The sequence below is a fragment of the Pseudolabrys taiwanensis genome (genome assembly GCF_003367395.1).
In the GTDB taxonomy this organism is placed as follows: Bacteria; Pseudomonadota; Alphaproteobacteria; order Rhizobiales; family Xanthobacteraceae; genus Pseudolabrys; species Pseudolabrys taiwanensis.
Window position 1 is genome coordinate 5,549,358 of the sequence record NZ_CP031417.1, and the last position, 19,663, is coordinate 5,569,020.

Consider the following 19,663-nt stretch of genomic DNA (forward strand, 5'->3'; position numbering starts at 1 on the left):
CTGTGTGATGACGCGACCGGAGGCGGCGGCTGCCGCCGCCTCCATTTCAAAGAAAAGCAAATGCGTGCCGGGGCGGAATGAAATGCGCAGTGTCTACGACCACATCGTGGCGCTCTTCGTGGCTGTCGGCCTCATGGCCGCCGTCGTCACCAGTGCCCATGCGGGTGCTTATGAAGATGCGCTCGTCGGCTTCACCGCCGACTCGTTCGGCGACACGGTCGACTCCATCGAAGCATTGACCGCGAGCGGCGATCCGCGCGCCGCCGCCGTGCTGCAGGCGCTGCAGGACCAGCGCCTGATGTACTCGGCCGAGGCCAAGAAAGTCTTCATCAAGGACAAGAGCGACAAGCTGACCGACGCCGCCAGCGGCGAAGCGGTGGCATCGCCGCCGGCCGATGCCGATAACGTCCGTCTCAACAACCGCGTGCGCGGCGCGCTCGAAGCCGCGCTCGGTTCGCTCACTTTGATGGCCAAGGAGCCGCAACGCCGTTTCGACGCCGCGCAGGCCGTGTTCAAGTCCCGCGATGCGGCCGCGCTGCCGGCGCTCGACAAGGCGCTCGCCGCCGAGACCGATGCGCGCGTGAAGAAAGCGCTGAGCGAGGCGCGTGCCGCTATCATTCTCACGTCGGCCGATGCGTCAGCGGAGGACAAGGTAGCGGCCATCGCCGTCATCGGCGCCCGCGGCGATCAGGATGCGCTGGCCCTGCTCGACGGCATTCCCGGCGACGCGCCGCCGCAGGTGGCGCAAGCCGCGGCTGCGGCGAAGTCGAAGATCCAGGGCATGCTCGCGGTCTGGAGCGCGGTGCAAAATACCTGGTACGGCCTGTCGCTCGGCTCGGTATTGCTGCTCGCCGCGATCGGCCTCGCCATCACCTTCGGCGTCATGGGTGTCATCAACATGGCGCATGGCGAGATGGTGATGCTGGGCGCCTACACCACCTTCGTCGTGCAGGAGTTCATCCGCGCGCATAATCCGGCGCTGTTCGACTATTCGCTGGTGATCGCCGTGCCGCTCGCCTTTCTCGTAGCCGGCGCTGTCGGTGTCGTCATCGAGCGCTCGATCATCCGCTTCCTTTATGGCAGGCCCCTCGAGACTTTGCTGGCCACCTGGGGCCTGTCGCTGATCCTGCAGCAGGTCGTGCGCACCGCGTTCGGACCGACCAACAAGGACGTCGGCAACCCGTCGTGGATGAGCGGCGCCTTCGACCTCGGCGGCCTTCTCATCACCTACAACCGGCTCTGGATCATCTGCTTCACGTTGGCCGTGTTCGTCGCGCTGCTCGGCATGCTGCGCTTCACGCGGCTCGGCCTCGAGATGCGCGCCGTGACGCAGAACCGTTCGATGGCGGCGGCCATGGGCATCCGCACGGCCCGCATCGACGCGCTCACCTTCGGCCTCGGCTCCGGCATTGCCGGTATCGCCGGCGTCGCGCTGTCGCAGATCGACAACGTCTCGCCGAACCTAGGGCAGGGCTACATCATCGACAGCTTCATGGTCGTGGTGTTCGGCGGCGTCGGCAATCTGTGGGGCACATTGGTCGGCGCCTTCACCCTCGGCATCGCCAACAAATTCCTGGAGCCATACGCCGGCGCCGTGCTGGGCAAGATCGCGATCCTCGTCTTCATCATCCTGTTCATCCAGAAGCGCCCGCGCGGCATGTTCGCGCTCAAGGGCCGGGCGGTGGAGGCGTGATTGGCGATCGAAGCATGAGAATGTTCGGCACACGCGGCGCTGTTCCCCTCCACCCGCGAGCTCTTGCGAGCGGCGGGGAGGGGTTAGGGGTGGGGGGCTCTTTCTTCCAGGCTCTCACCATCGCGATTGCTTTTCCCCCCACCCCCGACCCCTCCCCACCACGATGCTGCGCATCGCGGGGGGAGGGGAGCAGAGGGGCCGCATCATGACCTCCCATCCGCTCATCCGCATCCTCGATCGCGGCGCCACGCTCTTCCTCGTGCTGGTCGCGGCCTTCGCCATCGCGATCCCGGCGCTTAATCTGCTGGTCCCCTCCGGCTCGACCCTGCACGTCTCGACTTATCTGGTCGCGCTGTTCGGCAAATACATCTGTTACGCCATCCTCGCGCTGTCGATCGATCTCATTTGGGGCTATGCCGGCATCCTCTCGCTCGGCCACGGCGCGTTCTTCGCGCTCGGCGGCTATGCGATGGGCATGTATCTGATGCGGCAGATCGGCACGCGTGGCGTCTATGCCAACCCGATCCTGCCCGACTTCATGGTGTTCCTGAACTGGCAGGAGCTGCCGTTCTACTGGTACGGCTTCAACCACTTCGCCTATGCGGCGCTGATGATCTTCCTGGCGCCGGGTCTCCTGGCCTTCGTCTTCGGCTGGTTTGCCTTCCGGAGTCGCGTCACCGGCGTTTATCTGTCGATCATCACCCAGGCGATGACCTACGCCTTGATGCTCGGCTTCTTCCGCAACAATTTCGGCTTCGGCGGCAATAACGGCCTGACCGACTTCAAGGACATCCTCGGCTTCAACGTGCAGGCCGAGGGCACGCGCAATGCGCTGTTCTTCATCTCGTGTCTGGCACTCGCGCTGTGCTTCCTCGTCTGCCGCGCCATCGTCACCTCGAAGTTCGGCAAGGTGCTAGTGGCGATCCGCGATGCCGAGGCGCGCACGCGCTTCCTCGGCTACCGGGTCGAGGCCTACAAGCTGTTCGTGTTCACCTTGTCCGCCGCCATGGCGGGCCTTGCCGGTGCGCTTTATGTGCCGCAGGTCGGCATCATCAACCCGGGCGAGTTCGCGCCGGGCAATTCGATCGAGGCGGTGATCTGGGTCGCCGTCGGCGGTCGCGGTACGCTCACCGGCGCGGTGCTCGGCGCCTTCGTCGTCAACTACGCCAAGACCTTCTTCACCTCCGGCTTCCTCGCGCCGTACTGGCTGTTCATGCTTGGCGCGCTGTTCGTGCTGGTCACGCTGCTCTTGCCGCGCGGCATCATCGGCACCATCAAATACGGCTTCGACAAGCGCGCGGCCGCCAAATCCGCCGCGGCCGAAGACGGTGCCGATGCGCCGGCCGAACCGGCGCCGCGGGCGGCGGAGTAGGGGCGATGATGGACGCGAACAAGACCACTTCGGCGCTTCTTTATCTCGACGGCATCTCGGTGTCGTTCGACGGCTTCAAGGCGCTCAACGAACTGTCTTTCATGGTCGAGCCCGGCGAGATGCGGGCGATCATCGGCCCGAACGGCGCTGGCAAGACGACGATGATGGACGTCGTCACCGGCAAGACGCGGCCGGACACGGGTGACGTCTATTTCGGCCAGGGGGCTTACGATCTGTCGAAACTGGACGAGACCGAGATCGCCGAGCTCGGCATCGGCCGCAAGTTTCAGAAGCCGACGGTGTTCGAGATGCACACGGTCGAGGACAATCTGCTGCTGGCGCTCAAGAACGACCGCGGCGTGCGCGCGACGTTGTTGTGGTCCACCTCGGCGCCGCAGGAAAAGCGCATTGACGAAATCCTCGACACCATCCGCCTCAAGCATCTGCGCTCGCGTGTGGCCGGTAGCCTGTCGCATGGCCAGAAGCAATGGCTGGAGATCGGCATGCTGCTGGCGCAGGAGCCGAAGCTGCTGCTGGTCGACGAGCCGGTCGCCGGCATGACCGACGCCGAGACGATGCAGACGGCGCTCCTGCTCAAGGAGATCAACCAGACCAAGACCGTGGTCGTGGTCGAGCACGACATGGCGTTCGTGCGCGAACTGGGCGTGAAGGTCACGTGCCTGCACGAAGGCTCGGTGCTGGCCGAGGGCACCATCGATCAGGTCTCGACCAATGATCGCGTGGTCGAAGTGTATTTGGGAAGGTGAGGATGGGCATGAGTTTCACTCTGGTCATTCCGGGGCGCGTCGAAGGCGCGAACCCGGAATCCAGCGGCGAATATTGTGCTTGTGTCTGGATTCCGGGTTCGCGTGCTGCGCACGCGCCCCGGAATGACGGGTGAAAAGAATGCTCGAAGTCTCCAACATCGACCTCCATTACGGCGCGGCGCAGGCGTTGCGCGGCATCTCGCTCAAGGCCGAAGTCGGCAAGGTCACCTGCGTGCTCGGCCGCAACGGCGTCGGCAAAACGAGCCTGTTGCGTGCCATCGCCGGTCAGCATCCCGTCAGCCGCGGTACGATCGCTCTCGACGGCACGGATCTGACCCGCATGCCCACAGTGCAGCGCGCGCGCAATGGCGTCGCCATCGTGCCGCAGGGGCGCGAAATCTTCCCGCTGCTGACGGTCGAGGAAAACCTCGAAACCGGCTTCGCGCCACTCAAGCGCGACCAGCGCACGGTGCCGGACGATGTGTTCTCGCTGTTTCCGGTGCTGAACACGATGCTCAAGCGCCGCGGCGGCGATCTCTCCGGCGGCCAGCAACAGCAACTCGCCATCGGCCGCGCTTTGGTGATGCGGCCGAAGCTGCTGCTGCTCGACGAGCCGACCGAAGGCATCCAGCCGTCCATCATCAAGGACATCGGCCGCGCCATTTCCTATCTGCGGGGCTTGAAGGAGATGGCCATTGTCCTGGTCGAGCAGTATCTCGACTTCGCGCAGGAGCTCGGCGACTATCTCGTGGTCATGGACCGCGGTGCGATCGTCTATGCCAGCGACAAGGAAAACCTGGACGAAAGCGCGCTCAAGCGCGCGCTGGCGATTTGATGTCTTGCACGCGCCTTACACTCTGCCGTCGTCCCCCGCGAAAGCGGGGGACCCAGTACGCCGCAGCCTATCGCTTCGGTCGCGGCGTTCGTGTTTACTGGATGCCCCGCACTTCAAAGGACCCACATCGGGTACACCCGATGTGGGTGCGCGGGGCATGACACCTGAGGGTTGGCAGTGCTCGCGACAACTCAAAGCTCGGACATCTTCCTTGCCAACCGCGCCACCGGCACCATCGCGCTGTCGGTGACCGCGCGCGACGGCGGCACGCATCGCCAGACCGTGCACGAGGCCGGGTCGCTGCGCGTGCGCTTTCCCAATGTCACTGCCGGCGCGCTCGAGGCCGTCATCGTCAACACCGGCGGCGGCATGACCGGCGGCGACCGTTTCACCGTCGACATTGCCGTCGGCGACGGCGCGCATCTCGTCGCGGGGACGACGGCGGCCGAGAAGATCTACCGCTCGACGGGCCCGGACGTGGCGATGGATGTGTCGCTCAAGGTGGCGCGCGGCGGCCATCTCGCGTGGCTGCCGCAGGAGACGATCCTGTTCGACCGGGCACGGCTGTCGCGGCATATCGACATCGATCTCGCCGATGGCGCGTCGCTGATCATGGCGGAGGCCGTGGTGTTCGGCCGTCTGGCGATGGGTGAAGCGGTGGTCGGCGGCTTCCTCGCCGACCGCTGGCGGCTGCGGCGCGGCGGCAAGCTTGTCTATGCCGATACGCTGCGCCTCGACGGTCCTATCTCCGAGACGCTGGCGCAGCGCGCCGTCGCCAAAGGCGGCATCGCGGTGGCCACCGTGCTGCTCGCGCCCGGCGACGAGCGCGCGCTCGAAGCCGTGCGTGCGCTCGACGAACAATTTTTGGGAGAGGTCGGCATCTCCGCCTGGAATGGCATTGCGGTCGCGCGGCTTTGTGCGGAGGATGGCGCCCGACTGCGGCACGATCTGATCGCCATCCTCGCCGCGCTCGGCACGAGCGTGCCGCGGCTCTGGCTGCAATAAGTTGCTAAGTTGCGTTGAGAAAGGTCTGAGGCAGAGATGAACCTGACGCCCCGGGAAAAAGACAAGCTCCTGATCGCCATGGCCGCGATCGTCGCGCGCAAACGCCTGGAGCGCGGCGTCAAGCTCAACCATCCCGAGTCGGTCGCGCTGATCACCGATTTCATCATGGAAGGCGCGCGCGACGGCAAGACCGTCGCCGAGCTGATGCAGGCCGGCGCGCATGTGCTCACCCGCGCGCAGGTCATGGACGGCATCCCCGAGATGATTCACGACATCCAGGTCGAGGCGACGTTTCCCGACGGCACCAAGCTCGTCACCGTGCACAATCCGATCCGCTGAAGAGGAAAGAACAATGAGAAGCAATCTGGCGCACACGCTCGCAGTTTCTCTCCTCCCTCCCCCCTTGCGGGGGAGGGATGGGGAGGGGGGTGGAAACAAGCGCCAGAGCGTGCGGCTTACCCCCCTCCCGACCGGCCTGCGGCCGGTCGACCTCCCCCGCAAGGGGGGAGGTGAACGGAGGATGTTGCGAGTCTTGTGCGCCTTACTTCTGCTTATGGCGCCGACGTCAGCCTTCGCCCATGTCGGCCACGGCGAGACATCGTCCTTCGCGGCCGGTCTCGCCCATCCGTTCGGCGGCCTCGACCACATCGCGGTGATGATCGCGGTCGGCCTCTGGGCCGCGCTCAAGGGCGGCCGCGCGCTATGGCTGTGGCCGGCGGTCTTCGTCGGGGTGATGCTGGTCGGCGGCGCGCTCGGCATGTCAGGTTCTTTGGCGCACGTCGCGCTGCCCTTCGTCGAGCCGGCGATCCTTGCCTCCGTGGTGGCGCTCGGCCTCTGCGTCGCGCTGGCGCTGGATGTGCCGGTCGCGGCCGGCGCGGTTCTTGTCGGGGCCTTTGCGCTATTCCACGGTCATGCGCACGGCACCGAAGTCGCGGAGACCATGAGCGGCGTCGAATACATGGCGGGCTTCGCGGTAGCGACCGCGTCGCTGCATGCGATCGGCATCGCCTTCGCGATGCTGATGCAGCGCAACGCGCTACGCCCGGCGATCCGCATTGCCGGCGTCGCCTGCGTGCTGGTCGGCGCGGGCATGGTCGCCGGGGTGCTGTGATGGTTCCCGGCGAGCTGTTTACTGTCCTCTGTCATTCCGGGGTGCCGCGAAGCGGCAAACCCGGAATCCAGAAACGACTTCAGAGCTTGCGTCTGGATTCCGGGTCCGCGCTTTCAGCGCGTCCCGGAATGACGGAGAAAAATTCATGATTCCCGGCGAGCTGTTCATCAAAGACGGCGAGATCGAGCTCAACGCCGGACGCAAGACGGTGACGCTCACCGTCGCGAATGCCGGCGACCGGCCGATCCAGGTCGGCTCGCATTATCATTTCTTCGAAACCAACCCGGCCTTGAAGTTCGATCGCAAGAAGGCACGCGGCATGCGGCTCGACATCGCCGCCGGCACGGCGGTGCGGTTCGAGCCGGGGCAGTCGCGCGAGGTCACGCTCGTCGCGCTCGCCGGCAAGCGCACCGTCTACGGTTTCCGTCAAGAAGTGATGGGGAAGCTGTGAGATCGAATTTGTCATTCCGGGGCGCCGCGCCGAAGCCCGTAAGGGCGAAGGCGGGGCGAACCCGGAATCCAGAAACAAGCAATGTGCCTGCGTCTGGATTCCGGGTCCGTGCTTTCAGCGCGTCCCGGAATGACGATGGGATGATTGCGGTACCCCCAAAAGCCATAACGGGCAGACCGTCGTCTGCCCGTCACAAGCTCTCGGGATCCATACACCGACGCGAGCGCGAGGCTCAGCATACGGAATACGCGCTACTGAGAGCCAGGACCGGCAATCATGGACCACAAACGCTCGACGTCGTTTTACCGCCACCGCACGTCCACGTTCCACGCCTGCTCGGCCATGGCGACCATCCAAGTCCGACCTGAGCCGAAGGTGGTTGATCTGCGAGAAAGCGTACGCCTGTCGGTTTAGGTTTCAAGAGGCTTCTAGGGCCGGTTGATAAGATCGGGGATAATGTCATGTCCGTCAAAATGAAGCGCGCGGCCTATGCCGATATGTTCGGCCCCACGGTGGGCGACAAAGTGCGGCTCGCGGACACCGATCTCATCATCGAGGTCGAGAAAGACTTCACCGTCTACGGCGAAGAGGTGAAGTTCGGCGGCGGCAAGGTGATCCGCGACGGCATGGGCCAGAGCCAGGCGACCAACAAGCAGGGCGCCATGGACACCGTCATCACCAATGCGCTCATCCTCGATCACTGGGGCATCGTCAAAGCCGACGTCGGCTTGAAGGAGGGCCGCATCGCCGCCATCGGCAAGGCCGGCAATCCCGACATTCAGCCGGGCGTCACCATCGTCATCGGTCCGGGTACCGAGATCATCGCCGGCGAAGGTAAGATCCTCACGGCGGGCGGCTTCGACACGCATATTCACTTCATCTGCCCGCAGCAGGTGGAGGAGGCGCTGATGTCCGGCGTCACCTCGATGCTGGGCGGCGGTACCGGGCCCGCGCACGGCACCTTTGCGACGACGTGCACGCCGGGCCCCTGGCACATCGGCCGCATGATCCAGGCGGCGGATGCCTTTCCGGTGAATCTCGGTTTCGCCGGCAAGGGCAATGCCTCGCGTCCGGCCGCGCTCGAAGAGATGGTCAAAGGCGGCGCTTGTGCGCTCAAGCTGCACGAGGATTGGGGCACGACGCCGGCCGCCATCGACTGCTGTCTGTCGGTCGCCGACGACTACGATATCCAGGTGATGATCCACACCGATACGCTCAACGAGTCGGGCTTCGTCGAGGACACCATCAAGGCCTTCAAAGGCCGCACCATTCACGCCTTCCACACCGAAGGCGCCGGCGGCGGCCATGCGCCCGACATCATCAAGGTCGCGGGGCTCAAGAACGTGCTGCCGTCCTCGACCAATCCGACGCGGCCGTTCACGCGCAACACCATCGACGAGCATCTCGACATGCTGATGGTGTGCCACCATCTCGATCCGTCGATCGCCGAGGATCTCGCGTTCGCCGAAAGCCGCATCCGCAAGGAGACCATCGCCGCCGAGGATATCCTGCATGACATCGGCGCGCTGTCGATGATGTCGTCGGACTCGCAGGCCATGGGCCGCCTGGGCGAAGTCATCATCCGCACCTGGCAGACCGCCGACAAGATGAAGAAGCAGCGCGGCCGGCTCAAACAGGAGAATGGCGACAACGATAATTTCCGCGCCAAGCGTTACATCGCCAAATATACGATCAACCCCGCGATCGCGCACGGCGTGTCGAAGCACATCGGCTCGATCGAGAAGGGCAAGCTTGCCGATCTCGTGCTGTGGGCGCCGGCCTTCTTCGGCGTCAAACCCGAGATGATCATCAAGGGCGGCTCGATCATCGCGGCGCAGATGGGCGATCCCAACGCCTCGATCCCGACGCCGCAGCCGGTGCATTACCGGCCGATGTTCGGCGCCTTCGGCAAGGCGTTGACCGCCTCGTCGCTGGTGTTCGTATCGAAGGCGGCGGTGCGCGGCGGCCTGCGCAATAAGCTCGGCGTCGAGAAGCAGTTCGTCGCCGTCGAGGGCACGCGCAAGGCGACCAAGAAGAGCATGATCCACAACGACGCGACGCCCGATATCGAGGTCGATCCGGAGACCTACGAGGTGCGCGCCGACGGCGAACTGCTCACCTGCGCGCCGGCCGAGACCTTGCCGATGGCACAGCGCTATTTTCTCTTTTGAGTTCCGTGACGGCGGTCGCTTGGCAGCCGCAATCAGCGGCCCGCCAGGCTCCACATTTCGGAGCCGCAGATCAGGCCGAGGCAACCCTGCACTTCGAGCTGGGTGGCGCTGCGGCGGATCATCTTGCCGCGATAGGACTGCCCGTCGTCGACATTATAGATGTCGCCGGCATAGTTGCCGTCGCTGTCCGGCTGCATCGCAAAGATCGTCAGCCCGAGAACCTTGCGGCCGCGTTTGGTCGGGTCGGGATTGTTGGTGTCGGTCTGCGGCTGTCCCGTCGCGCGGTCGGTCGGGTCGAGCAGCCACGCGATCGTCCCGCACATGGCCGCGCCGCATTTGGCGATGCGGATCTGCGCGTCGCCGTTCTTCGTCAGCCACGTCCCGGTCGGTTCGGCAGCCGACGCCGTCAGGACGTTCACGAAAGTGACGCAAAGCGCGACGGCCGCCGCACGGACGAACGAGATGCTCATGAAGTTCCAATCACCGGACGAATCTGCCGCGCGCATTCCTACTTGCTCACGCGCGCAGGTCAAACATGGAATGAGCGCGATCGCGACAATCGGTCGGGCCTTTGTTGGCGGGCCACATCTCGCCTACGAAACCTGAGGGAACGCAGCTTGGCTGGTATTCGAATGCGTGATTATGTTCCCGTGACGATGTCGACGGGGTGGCGATGAAGCGAGGTACGGCAATCCGCAGTGGCGGTTCGTGGGATGCGAGCACCGCCATCGATAGCGTCGTGCTCGACGCCGGTGACCGTCATCGCCGCCGCATCGCGCTCACAGGAGAGCGCGGAACCGAGTTCCTGCTCGATCTGCCGCACGCGGCCGCGTTGCGCGACGGCGACGGCATCGTGCTCGACGACGGTTCCATCGTGCGGGTCGCCGGACAGCCCGAAGCGCTCATCGAAATTGCCGCGCATACGCCGCTCGAGTCCGTCCGCCTCGCGTGGCATCTCGGCAACCGGCACACCGACGTGCAGATCGTCGGCGACAGGATTCGTATTCGCCGCGACCACGTGCTGGAAGACATGCTGCGCGGTCTCGGGGCGCACGTGACGGCGCTCGAAGCGCCGTTCGATCCGGAAGAGGGCGCGCCGCACGGAACGCATCACGGGCACGCGCATGACTGAGGCGCCGCAAGCTCCCGCGCTCTATCGCTTGATGGCGTGGCTGTCGCCGGCTTATCCGGTCGGCGCATTCTCTTATTCGAGCGGCATCGAATGGGCGGTGGAGCAGGGTGACATTGCCGACGCCGCGAGCCTGAAGGCGTGGCTGTCGGTGATGCTTGCGCAAGGCGGCGGCTATTGCGACGCCGTGCTGTTCGCGCACGCGCATCGCGCCGCTGCGGCCGGCGACGACAAGGCCTTGCGCGATGTCGCCGAACTCGCCGCGGCCTTCGCGCCGACAAAGGAACGTCACCTCGAAACGACGGCGCAAGGCAATGCCTTCATCGAGGCGACACGCGCGGCATGGCCGTGTGCCGCGATTGATCACCTGAAGGCGGGTTGGGACGGGCCGGTGGCCTATCCGGTCGCGGTCGCCGTCTCGGCGGCTGGTCATGGCGTTTCGCTGGAGGCCGCGCTGTCCGCTTATCTTCAGGCCGTCGCCGCCAATTGGGTGTCGGCCGGCGTGCGGCTGGTGCCGCTCGGCCAGACCGACGGCCAGCGCGTCCTCGCCGCACTCGAGCTGGTCGTCGCTGCGACCGCCGAACGCGCACTCAGCGCAACGCTCGACGATCTCGGCTCCTCGGCCTTCCGCGCCGATCTCGCCAGCGCCCGTCACGAGACGCAATACACGCGTCTGTTCCGCTCGTGAGTGTCGCATCTCTTTGCGAAAATCGCTCGTGAACACAGCTGCTTATATTTTCTAAAAAGAATTTATCCCCACTGACCGACGCGGCCTTAAAATGCGTATCGTCCCGCTCATCTGAGGGCGCTTCATGAGGCGTCATAAAGCGGAGCGGGACGCGGCGCTCGCGGGCGGGAGACGAACGCACCTCCCAAGCTCTCGAGCGGCGGCGGATCCCGCCCGGGGGCACTAGGACCCCCTGCGAGGAGCTCGCTGACACCGAGGACCCACACCACTTGCGATGGGCCTCCGTTGAAAGCGCGGCCCGCCGTTGGAAGACGCCGCGATGGCGCGCCGAGAGGCGCCCGTGCTTCGGCGACGAAGCACGGCATTACGAAGAAAACGTCGCGTCGCTTGGCGCGCCGTCGCCCTCATCTATTTGGGGGATCACGAAGGAGGGCTTATCCCGGGCCCAAAACAAAGACAGGGACGGCGGAGCGTTGGCTAACTCAACCGGAAGGAGCGCTTGCACCGCCCGGAGGAATACCCGAAAGGTGAGGCCGGCAAAGGAAGCTTCAGCAATGAAAAATCCCAATGGTCCCTTGCGCGTCGGTGTCGGCGGCCCGGTCGGCTCCGGCAAGACCGCGCTGATGGACGCGCTCTGCAAGGCGCTGCGCGGCAAGTACGAGATCGCGGCGATCACCAACGACATCTACACCAAGTGGGACGCCGAATATCTGGTGCGCTCCGGCGCGCTGGCGCCCGAGCGCATTGCCGGTGTCGAAACCGGTGGCTGTCCGCACACGGCGATCCGCGAGGACGCCTCGATCAACCTCGCCGCGGTCGCCGAGATGCGGCAGAAGTTTCCCGATCTCGATCTGGTGTTGATCGAATCCGGTGGCGACAATCTCGCCGCGACGTTCTCGCCGGAGCTCGCGGACCTGACGATTTACGTGATCGACGTCGCGGCCGGCGACAAGATCCCGTCCAAAGGCGGGCCGGGCATCACGCGCTCGGATCTGCTCGTCATCAACAAGACCGACCTCGCGCCTTATGTCGGCGCTTCGCTCGGGGTGATGGACCGCGACGCCAAGAAGATGCGCGGTCAACGCCCGTTCGTCTTCACCAATATGCGCGAAGGCGAGGGCGTCGATGACATCGCGAACTTCATCGTGAAGAAGGGTGGATTGACGTAATGAGTTCATCTTCCGATCGGCTCCAGGCCGCGCTCGCACGCATCGACGATCCGAAGGGCGAGGGCGCGCGCGCCTGTCTCACGGTCTATCGCGACGAGGCGAAAATGGCCGCCGAGGCCGCCGACGCGCGGGCGAAGGCCGGCATCTCGCTCGGGCCGCTCGATGGCGCCATCGTCTCGATCAAGGATCTGCTCGACGTCAAAGGCGAGATCACCCGTGCGGCCTCCAAGCTCGTCGCGGAGGAAGGCAAGCCCGCCCGCGAGGATGCGCCGACGGTGCGCCGCCTGCGCCGCGCCGGTGCCGTCATCGTCGCCAAGACCAATATGAGCGAATTCGCCTTCTCCGGCGTCGGCACCAATCCGCATTACGGCACGCCGGCCAATCCGGCCGACCGCACGCGCGTGCCCGGCGGTTCGAGCTCGGGCGGCGCCGTGGCGGTCGCCGACGGCATGTGCGAGATCGCCATCGGCTCGGACACCGGCGGCTCGCTGCGCATCCCGGCCGCGCTCTGCGGCATCGTCGGTTTCAAGCCGAGCCGCCAGCGTATCCCGACGGGTGGCGCCTTCCCGTTGTCGTTCTCGCTCGATTCGATCGGGCCGATGGCGAACACCGTCGCCGATTGCGCCAAGGCCGACGCTGTCCTGGCCGGTGAGGACTATGCCGGCATCGATGCCGCGCCGCTCGCCGGCCTGCGCGTCGGCATCGCGCAGGGCCTGCCGCTCGAAGGCCTCGACGACACGGTCGCGAAGACATTTCCGGCCGCGCTCAAACGCCTTGAAGCCGCCGGCGTGCGTCTGTCGGAGGAGAAGCTGCCGCTCATCGACGACATGGTTGCGGTCAATGCCAAAGGCGGGCTGGCGCCGCCCGAAGCCTTGATGATCCATCGCGACCGTCTGGCGCGCCGCGCCGACGCCATCGATCCCAATGTCGCCGCGCGCATCGAGCGTGCCGCCAAGATCGGCGCCGCCGACTATGTCGAGATGCAGCAGGCGCGCATCGCGCTGGTTGCCGCGATGGATGCGCGGCTCGCCGATGTCGATGTGCTGGTGTCGCCGACGACGCCCATCGTCGCGCCGACCATCGCCGAGGTGGAGGATCGCGCCACCTTCGGCCGCAAGAACGCGCTGTTGCTGCGCAACACGTCGATCTGGAATTTCTTCGACTGTTGCGCGATCTCGCTGCCATTGCCGCGCGAGAGCGGTCACAACACTGGCCTGATGCTGATCGTGCGCAACGGCCACGACAAGCGTCTGTTCAGGATCGCCGCCGCGGTGGAGAAGCTGTTCGCGCGCTAACCGTCGAACCCGCGCGCGAGCTCGAGCATCTGCCGGTGGCGCTCGGGGCCGAGTTTCTCGCGCATCGCTTCCTCGTGTTCGGCCGCCAGCACCTTGGCGCGCGCCAGGAGCTTTTCGCCCTCGCGCGTGAGTTCGAGCGCATGCCACCGTCCATCGGCCGACGACGGCAGCCGCACGGTGAGCTTGCGCAACTCGAGCCCGTGCAACATGCGCACCAGCCGTGCCCGCTCGATGCCGAGAGTCTTGGCCAGCTCCGACTGCGACAGACCGGGATTGGCGGCGATCACCACCAGCACCGAAAACTGCGCCGGGCTGACATCGATGCGCGCGAGCCGTCGAATGAAGTCCTGGAAGATCGCGACCTGCAGTCGCCGCACGAAATAGCCGAGACGATCCTTGAGATCGGCGAGTTCGATAACCGGTGCGCTGGCGCGTTGCGCATCCTTTTTGCGCAGCGGCATCGGCGCGTCTTTGGGCCGGTTCGGCGTGCGCTTGCTGACAGCCACAGGTGACCTCTAAATCCACCGCGCCGGGACCAATGGCGCAGCCGCGGCAACAACGGTGTTGACGAAAATTGTTGTCCCCGTCAACAATGTGTTACAGAAACGGGCGTCCGGTCAAAGGGGGAAATGGCCGGGGCTCGCTATTTCCCGCCGGCGTGCCAGTTCGCCTTCAGGCTTGAGAGGGCTGGCTTGAATACGGCATCATGAAAACAACGGCTCTTTGTGCCGCCCCAGGGAGGACATGAGATGAAGCGCAAATCGCATTCGAGCGGCGTTGATCGCCGTACCTTCGCTGCCGGTCTCGGCGCTGCGGGCATCGTCGCCGGCACCGCGCCCTTCAACATCGTCCGCGCGCAAGGCGGACCGCTGAAAGTCGGCGTGCTGCTGCCGCGCTCGGGCTATCAGGCCGGCATCGGCCAGGATTGCCAGCGCGGCGTCGATATTGCCGCGCCTATCCTGAAGGATCTCGGTCTGCCCGATCTGCAGATCATCAATGCCGACACCGAAACCAACGTCGACGTCGCGCGTTCCCGCGCCGAGAAGCTGATCGGCGAGGGCGCGCAGATTCTGGTCGGCGCGTTCGACTCCGGCCAGTCGAGCGCCATCGCCCAGGTCGCCGAGCAGAAGGGCATTCCCTTCATCATCAACATCGCGGCGGCGCCGCCGATCACCGAGCAGGGCTACAAGTTCGTCTTCCGTAACTTCCCGACCGCGCCGATGATCCTGCGCGACGCCTTTGTCGATCAGAAGGAAATCTTTGCGGCCGTCAACGCCTCGCCGAAGACGGCCGTGTTCATGCACGTCAACGACACCTTCGGCACGGCGATGGCCGGCGGCATCAATGCCGTGATGGCGAAAGCCGATATGCCGTACAAGATCGTGCAGACCATCGCGTACGATCCGGCCGCGCGCGACCTGTCGGTCGAAGTCTCGAAGGCCAAGGCGACCGGTGCGGAAGTCGTGCTGATGGTCAGCCGCCTCAACGACGCCATCCTGTTGACCCGCGAGATGGTCAAGCAGCGGTGGTCGCCGATGGCGATCATGAGCATGGGCCCCGGCTGGTACGAAGATCAGTATCTCAAGACCCTGGGCAAGCTGTCCGACGGTCCGCTGAGCTTCGCGCCCTGGTACGACCCGAACAAGAAGCTCTCGAAGCAGCTCGAGGCGGCGCTCGCGAAGTCGTTCGCCGGCGTCAACCTCAACACCAATCACGTCTACACCTTCGAAGCCCTGCTGGTCGCCGCCGATGCCTACAAGCGCGCCGGCTCGACCGATCCGAAGGCGCTCGCCGACGCGGTCCGCACCACCAACATCACCAATAACGCGAGCATCGGTCCCGGCATCAGCTTCGACGCCAAGGGCCAGAACTCCAAGATCATCGGCGGCGGCATCCAGAACCGCGGCGGCAAACTGCTGACCGTTGCGCCGAAGGAAGCGGCCAACGGCAAGGTTGAATGGCCGCTCAAGCCGTACGACAAGCGGGCGTAAGGCAGGCGTACCAACGGCTCAGCACCGAGCCTTCCCCCCCCAGGTGGCCGCGCACGGCGCGGCCCCCGAAGGGAGACGGTTCGGGCGTTGGGTTCCACGCCTGCTGACGAACGGCGAAAATTGGCTAAGGCCGCCGGCCGATCATCCTTGGAGTCGCGTGCTGCGCTCGCTCGCACTTCCGGATGACGGAGAGAGGTTGGGGCGCGCTTTGAGAAGATCGTACTTACCGTCTAGGACTGTTGCGTGCCTTTAGACATCTACCTCAACGTTGCCGTCGCGGGCATCCTGACCGGCCTCGTCTACGGCCTCATGGCGCTCGGCCTCTCGGTCATCTTCGGCGTCGTGCGGGTCGTCAATTTCGCGCATGGCGAGATGATGACCATCGCCATGTACATCGCGGTGACGTTGTTCTCGGCTTTCCATCTCGATCCGCTGGTGATGATGGTGCCGATCGCGATGGCGCTGTTCGCATTCGGCTACGTGCTGCAGAAGGGCCTGATCAATCCCTTCATCACGCGGCCGGAGCACACCCAGTTCCTGCTGCTGGTCGCCGTCGCGATCATCATGGTCAACCTGCTCTTGATTGTGTTCGGGCCGGACGCGAAGAACGTCCAGACCTCCTATGCCTATGACAGCTTTCAGGTCGGCCCGCTGATCGTCGATGCGACCAAGCTCTATGCCGGCATCGCTGCCGTGATCGTCACGGGGCTGCTGTTCTGCTTTTTCCAATATACGCGGATCGGCACGGCGATCCGCGCCTGCGCCGACAATTACACCGGCGCTCTCGTCGTCGGCCTCGACGTCAAGCATCTCTATGCGCTCACCTTCGGCTTGGGCGCCGCCTGCGTCGGCGCGGCGGGCGCCATGCTGGTGCTGATCATCGATGTGACGCCGCCGCTCGGACCGGCCTTCACGTTGCTTGCCTTCGTCATCGTCATCACCGGCGGCCTCGGCTCCATGCCGGGCGCGCTCATCGGTGGCGTGCTTATCGGCTTCACCGAGGCGATGGCGGGTCTGCTGTTCACGCCCTCGGCCAAGAGCATGTTCGCCTTCGCGATCCTCGTCCTGGTGTTGCTGTTCCGCCCGCAGGGCATCATGGGCAAGAGGACGGCATGATCGGGCGGCTTCTCGACGGCGTGCCGGCGCGCGCGCTCATCCTGCTCGGTGTGCTGCTGGTGCTGGCCATCGCCGCACCGCTGTTCGCCAGCGACTACCTGCTCACGGTGCTCATTCTGATCTTCTACTTCGCCTATGTCGGCCAGGCGTGGAACATCATGATGGGCTTTGCCGGCCAGCTATCGCTCGGCCATGCGCTCTATGTCGGTCTCGGTGCCTATACGGCGGCGGCCTTGTTCGTACACTTCGGCATCGGCCCGTGGATCGGACTGCTTGTCGGCGTGCCGATCGCGGTTGTCGCCGGCGCCTTCATCGGCTTTCTGGCCTTCCGCTTTCGCGTCGGCGGCGTCTATTTCGCCATCCTGACCATCGCGGTGGCGGAGTTCGCTCGCGTTGGCTTCGATCATCTCGGTTGGACGGCGGGATCGTCGGGCTTGTTCCTGCCGGTGAAGCAGTATTCCGGCAACGATCTTTGGATGCTGCGCGGTCTGCCGGTGATGTTCTATTATCTGCTGCTCGCCGCGACGGTCGCCGCCTTCATCGCGTGTCGCATGCTGCTCAAGAGCCGCATCGGTTATTTCTGGCTGGCGATCCGCGAGGACGAACAGGCCGCGCGTGCGGCCGGCATCGACACCTTCCGCTACAAGATGATCGCGGTGGTGATCTCGGCCGGCATGACCGCCTTCGCCGGTGTCGTCTATGCCTTCTATTACAACAATCTGTTTCCCGAGCAGGTCTTCCATATCTCGCGCTCGATCGAGATCATCCTGGCGCCGATCGTGGGCGGTGTCGGCACCTTGTTCGGTCCGGTGCTGGGCGCCTTCATCCTGACGGGTCTTGCCGAGCTGCTGACCGGCGCGCTCGCCGTGATCGGCGTCGATATTCCCGGCGCGAAACAAGTCTTCTACGGCATTTGCCTTTTGTTCGTGATCGTGGCGCTGCCCGATGGCGTGTGGCCGTGGCTCGCCCGGCGCCTGAAGCTGACGGAGCGCCGCGAATGACCGCGCTCCTCACCGTCGACAGCATCAGCAAGCGCTTCCGCGGCCTGCTCGCCGTGGACAAACTGTCTTTCGAAGTGCCGGAGGGCCGCATCTATGCGGTCATCGGCCCGAACGGCGCCGGCAAGACGACCTTGTTCAACATGATTGCCGGCGTTTATGCGCCCGACAACGGCACCATCACGTTCGACGGCCAACGCATCGACGGCCTGTCGCCGGACAAGGTCAGCCGGCGCGGCGTCGGCCGTACCTTCCAGATCGTGCGTCCGTTCCCGGCGCTGTCCGTCGAAGACAACGTTATCGTCGGCGCGCTGCAGCGCCGGCATCAGGTCAAGGATGCGCAGGCGCATGCGCGCGACGTGTTGCGCCGCCTCGATCTCTACGACAAGCGCGGCCAGCGCGCCTCGGCGCTGACCTTGCCGGACCGCAAGCGGCTGGAAGTCGCGCGCGCGCTCGCCACCGATCCGAAGCTGCTGCTGCTCGACGAGGTGATGGCGGGTTTGAGGCCCACCGAGACCGATCGGATGGTGTCGATCCTCAAGGAGCTCAACCGCGAGACCGGCATCACCATCCTGCTGATCGAGCACGTCATGCGCGCGGTGATGGCGCTCGCGGCGCGCATCCTGGTGATGCATCACGGCGCGCCGATCGCCGAAGGCCTGCCGGCGGAAGTGGTGCGCGATCCGGCGGTGATCCACTCCTATCTCGGCGCGGAGGATCTGTGATGCTCTCGCGCCGATCCATCCTCCGTTCATTCCCGCGTAAGCGGGAATCCAGTTCTTACCTTTTGGCCTTAAGCGCTGGGTCCCCGCTTCCGCGGGGACGAGCGGGAAAGGCTCTGCGATGCTGAAGATCGAAAACCTCGACGTCTTCCATGGCGACGCGCAGGCGCTCGACGACGTCTCGCTCGACATTCCCGAGCGAGCGATCGTCGCCATCGTCGGCGCCAATGGCGCCGGCAAGACCTCGCTGATCCGCACCATCGCCGGCATGCATCGGCCGGCGCGCGGCAAGATCCTTTATCGTGGCCAGGATATCGCGGGCTGGCCGAGCCATAAGGTCTGCGACCTCGGCATCGGGCAGGTCGCCGAGGGGCGTCAGGTGTTTCCGACCTTGTCGGTCGCCGAGAACCTCGCGATGGGCGCGATGCTGCCGCGCGCCCGTGCGCAGCGCGACCGCAACCTCGACAAGGTCTACGCGATGTTTCCGGTGCTGACCGAGCGCCGCAACCAGGCCGCCGGCACCTTGTCGGGTGGCGAGCAGCAGATGCTCGCCATCGGCCGCTGCCTGATGGGCGCGCCGGATCTGATCATGTTCGACGAGCCCTCGCTCGGCCTGGCGCCGGCGATCGTGCACAACGTGCTGAAGATCGTGCAGACCCTGAACGGCGAGGGGATGACCTGCGTGCTGGTCGAGCAGAATGTCGCCGTGTCGCTTAAACTGGCGAGCCACGCTTACGTGCTGGAAAACGGCCGCATCACGCTGTCGGGCTCGGGCGAGGCCCTGCTCGGCGACGATAGGGTGCGGCAGGCCTATTTGGGGCTGTAGGAGCCGCCGAAGCCGCGCTTACGGCGCATCAGGAAGTCGAGGGCGGCGACCCGCGCGCTCAGCGGGCAGTCCGGGAAGCTGGCGCGCAGGAGGCGCAGTGCCTCGGCGTCGCTGGCAGGCGAATACTGCATGACCAGCGCCGCCATATGTTCGGGATCTGACGCGAAAGACGCTGAATACCGGTCGGAGGTGAAGGCGGCGCCCATGTCTCAATTCCTCTGCGATGGTCTCACCGCAGTCTGAAGAGTCCCCGGCACCCTCAGTGTGCTGCGTACGCGTTAGCAAACCGTTAATCAAAACCGACAGCTCTGATCCGGCTCAAGG

21 protein-coding genes are annotated in these 19,663 nt (G+C 65.2%); 18 read left to right on the plus strand and 3 right to left on the minus strand.

Annotated elements, in window-relative coordinates:
- Positions 1-82 precede the first annotated feature (82 nt).
- The 9 genes from urtB to ureC all read left to right on the plus strand — a co-directional run bounded on the left by urtB (position 83) and on the right by ureC (position 9,405).
- Positions 83-1,693, plus strand: coding sequence for an urea ABC transporter permease subunit UrtB (gene urtB / locus DW352_RS26345; protein ID WP_425374624.1), 1,611 nt, complete (start codon positions 83-85; stop codon positions 1,691-1,693).
- A 205-nt stretch (positions 1,694-1,898) separates the two neighbouring features.
- Positions 1,899-3,065: an urea ABC transporter permease subunit UrtC gene (gene urtC, locus DW352_RS26350; protein ID WP_115694118.1), complete on the plus strand. Its 1,167-nt coding sequence runs from the start codon at positions 1,899-1,901 to the stop codon at positions 3,063-3,065.
- Between the two features lie 5 nt (positions 3,066-3,070).
- Positions 3,071-3,832 carry an urea ABC transporter ATP-binding protein UrtD gene (gene urtD, locus DW352_RS26355; RefSeq protein ID WP_425374625.1) on the plus strand — a complete coding sequence of 254 codons (762 nt, stop codon included), beginning with the start codon at positions 3,071-3,073 and terminating at the stop codon, positions 3,830-3,832.
- Positions 3,833-3,971: 139 nt separating this feature from the next.
- Positions 3,972-4,667 carry an urea ABC transporter ATP-binding subunit UrtE gene (gene urtE, locus DW352_RS26360; RefSeq protein WP_115694120.1) on the plus strand — a complete coding sequence of 232 codons (696 nt, stop codon included), beginning with the start codon at positions 3,972-3,974 and terminating at the stop codon, positions 4,665-4,667.
- 177 nt (positions 4,668-4,844) lie between these two features.
- Positions 4,845-5,672 (plus strand): urease accessory protein UreD, encoded by an 828-nt coding sequence (locus DW352_RS26365; RefSeq protein WP_245434258.1) that lies wholly within the window; start codon positions 4,845-4,847, stop codon positions 5,670-5,672.
- A 36-nt stretch (positions 5,673-5,708) separates the two neighbouring features.
- Positions 5,709-6,011 carry an urease subunit gamma gene (locus DW352_RS26370; RefSeq protein ID WP_115694122.1) on the plus strand — a complete coding sequence of 101 codons (303 nt, stop codon included), beginning with the start codon at positions 5,709-5,711 and terminating at the stop codon, positions 6,009-6,011.
- Between the two features lie 214 nt (positions 6,012-6,225).
- Complete coding sequence (locus DW352_RS26375) at positions 6,226-6,783, plus strand: HupE/UreJ family protein (protein ID WP_425374626.1); 558 nt, start codon at positions 6,226-6,228, stop codon at positions 6,781-6,783.
- A gap of 145 nt (positions 6,784-6,928) precedes the next feature.
- Entirely contained in the window at positions 6,929-7,234 is a 306-nt protein-coding gene (locus tag DW352_RS26380; RefSeq protein WP_115694124.1) for an urease subunit beta, read from the plus strand.
- Between the two features lie 461 nt (positions 7,235-7,695).
- The gene (gene ureC, locus DW352_RS26385; RefSeq protein WP_115694125.1) at positions 7,696-9,405 is read left to right on the plus strand and encodes an urease subunit alpha; all 1,710 of its coding nucleotides are present in this window, start codon (positions 7,696-7,698) and stop codon (positions 9,403-9,405) included.
- A gap of 32 nt (positions 9,406-9,437) precedes the next feature.
- Here ureC and DW352_RS26390 read toward each other — a convergent pair whose 3' ends face one another.
- Positions 9,438-9,911, minus strand: a complete 474-nt coding sequence (locus DW352_RS26390; protein WP_115694126.1) for a DUF2147 domain-containing protein — start codon at positions 9,909-9,911, stop codon at positions 9,438-9,440.
- Between the two features lie 233 nt (positions 9,912-10,144).
- On the opposite strand from DW352_RS26390, the gene DW352_RS26395 reads away from it, so the two are divergent.
- The 4 genes from DW352_RS26395 to DW352_RS26410 all read left to right on the plus strand — a co-directional run bounded on the left by DW352_RS26395 (position 10,145) and on the right by DW352_RS26410 (position 13,686).
- Positions 10,145-10,537 carry an urease accessory protein UreE gene (locus DW352_RS26395; RefSeq protein WP_245434259.1) on the plus strand — a complete coding sequence of 131 codons (393 nt, stop codon included), beginning with the start codon at positions 10,145-10,147 and terminating at the stop codon, positions 10,535-10,537.
- A complete protein-coding gene (locus tag DW352_RS26400) occupies positions 10,530-11,222 on the plus strand; it encodes an urease accessory protein UreF (protein ID WP_115694128.1) in 693 nt (230 codons plus the stop codon). Before DW352_RS26395 ends, DW352_RS26400 begins: the two co-directional genes overlap by 8 nt.
- 554 nt (positions 11,223-11,776) lie before the next feature.
- Positions 11,777-12,391, plus strand: a complete 615-nt coding sequence (gene ureG / locus DW352_RS26405) for an urease accessory protein UreG (protein ID WP_115694129.1) — start codon at positions 11,777-11,779, stop codon at positions 12,389-12,391.
- Positions 12,391-13,686: an amidase gene (locus DW352_RS26410; protein ID WP_115694130.1), complete on the plus strand. Its 1,296-nt coding sequence runs from the start codon at positions 12,391-12,393 to the stop codon at positions 13,684-13,686. Before ureG ends, DW352_RS26410 begins: the two co-directional genes overlap by 1 nt.
- On the opposite strand, the gene DW352_RS26415 is transcribed toward DW352_RS26410, so the two are convergent.
- Positions 13,683-14,192 carry a MarR family winged helix-turn-helix transcriptional regulator gene (locus DW352_RS26415; protein ID WP_115694131.1) on the minus strand — a complete coding sequence of 170 codons (510 nt, stop codon included), beginning with the start codon at positions 14,190-14,192 and terminating at the stop codon, positions 13,683-13,685. The two genes, DW352_RS26410 and DW352_RS26415, sit on opposite strands and share 4 nt — an antisense overlap.
- Positions 14,193-14,435: 243 nt before the next feature.
- Here DW352_RS26415 and DW352_RS26420 point away from each other — a divergent pair, with 243 nt between their 5' ends.
- The 5 genes from DW352_RS26420 (at position 14,436) to DW352_RS26440 (ending at position 19,339) form a co-directional block, all read left to right on the plus strand.
- Complete coding sequence (locus tag DW352_RS26420; protein ID WP_115694132.1) at positions 14,436-15,677, plus strand: ABC transporter substrate-binding protein; 1,242 nt, start codon at positions 14,436-14,438, stop codon at positions 15,675-15,677.
- Between the two features lie 243 nt (positions 15,678-15,920).
- Complete coding sequence (locus DW352_RS26425) at positions 15,921-16,793, plus strand: branched-chain amino acid ABC transporter permease (protein WP_115694133.1); 873 nt, start codon at positions 15,921-15,923, stop codon at positions 16,791-16,793.
- Positions 16,790-17,794 carry a branched-chain amino acid ABC transporter permease gene (locus DW352_RS26430; protein ID WP_115694134.1) on the plus strand — a complete coding sequence of 335 codons (1,005 nt, stop codon included), beginning with the start codon at positions 16,790-16,792 and terminating at the stop codon, positions 17,792-17,794. Before DW352_RS26425 ends, DW352_RS26430 begins: the two co-directional genes overlap by 4 nt.
- A complete protein-coding gene (locus tag DW352_RS26435; protein WP_115694135.1) occupies positions 17,791-18,516 on the plus strand; it encodes an ABC transporter ATP-binding protein in 726 nt (241 codons plus the stop codon). Before DW352_RS26430 ends, DW352_RS26435 begins: the two co-directional genes overlap by 4 nt.
- Positions 18,517-18,634: 118 nt before the next feature.
- On the plus strand, positions 18,635-19,339 hold the full coding sequence (locus DW352_RS26440; RefSeq protein WP_115694136.1) for an ABC transporter ATP-binding protein: 705 nt from the start codon (positions 18,635-18,637) through the stop codon (positions 19,337-19,339).
- Here DW352_RS26440 and DW352_RS26445 read toward each other — a convergent pair.
- On the minus strand, positions 19,324-19,545 hold the full coding sequence (locus DW352_RS26445) for a hypothetical protein (RefSeq protein ID WP_115694137.1): 222 nt from the start codon (positions 19,543-19,545) through the stop codon (positions 19,324-19,326). The two genes, DW352_RS26440 and DW352_RS26445, sit on opposite strands and share 16 nt — an antisense overlap.
- Positions 19,546-19,663 lie beyond the last annotated feature (118 nt).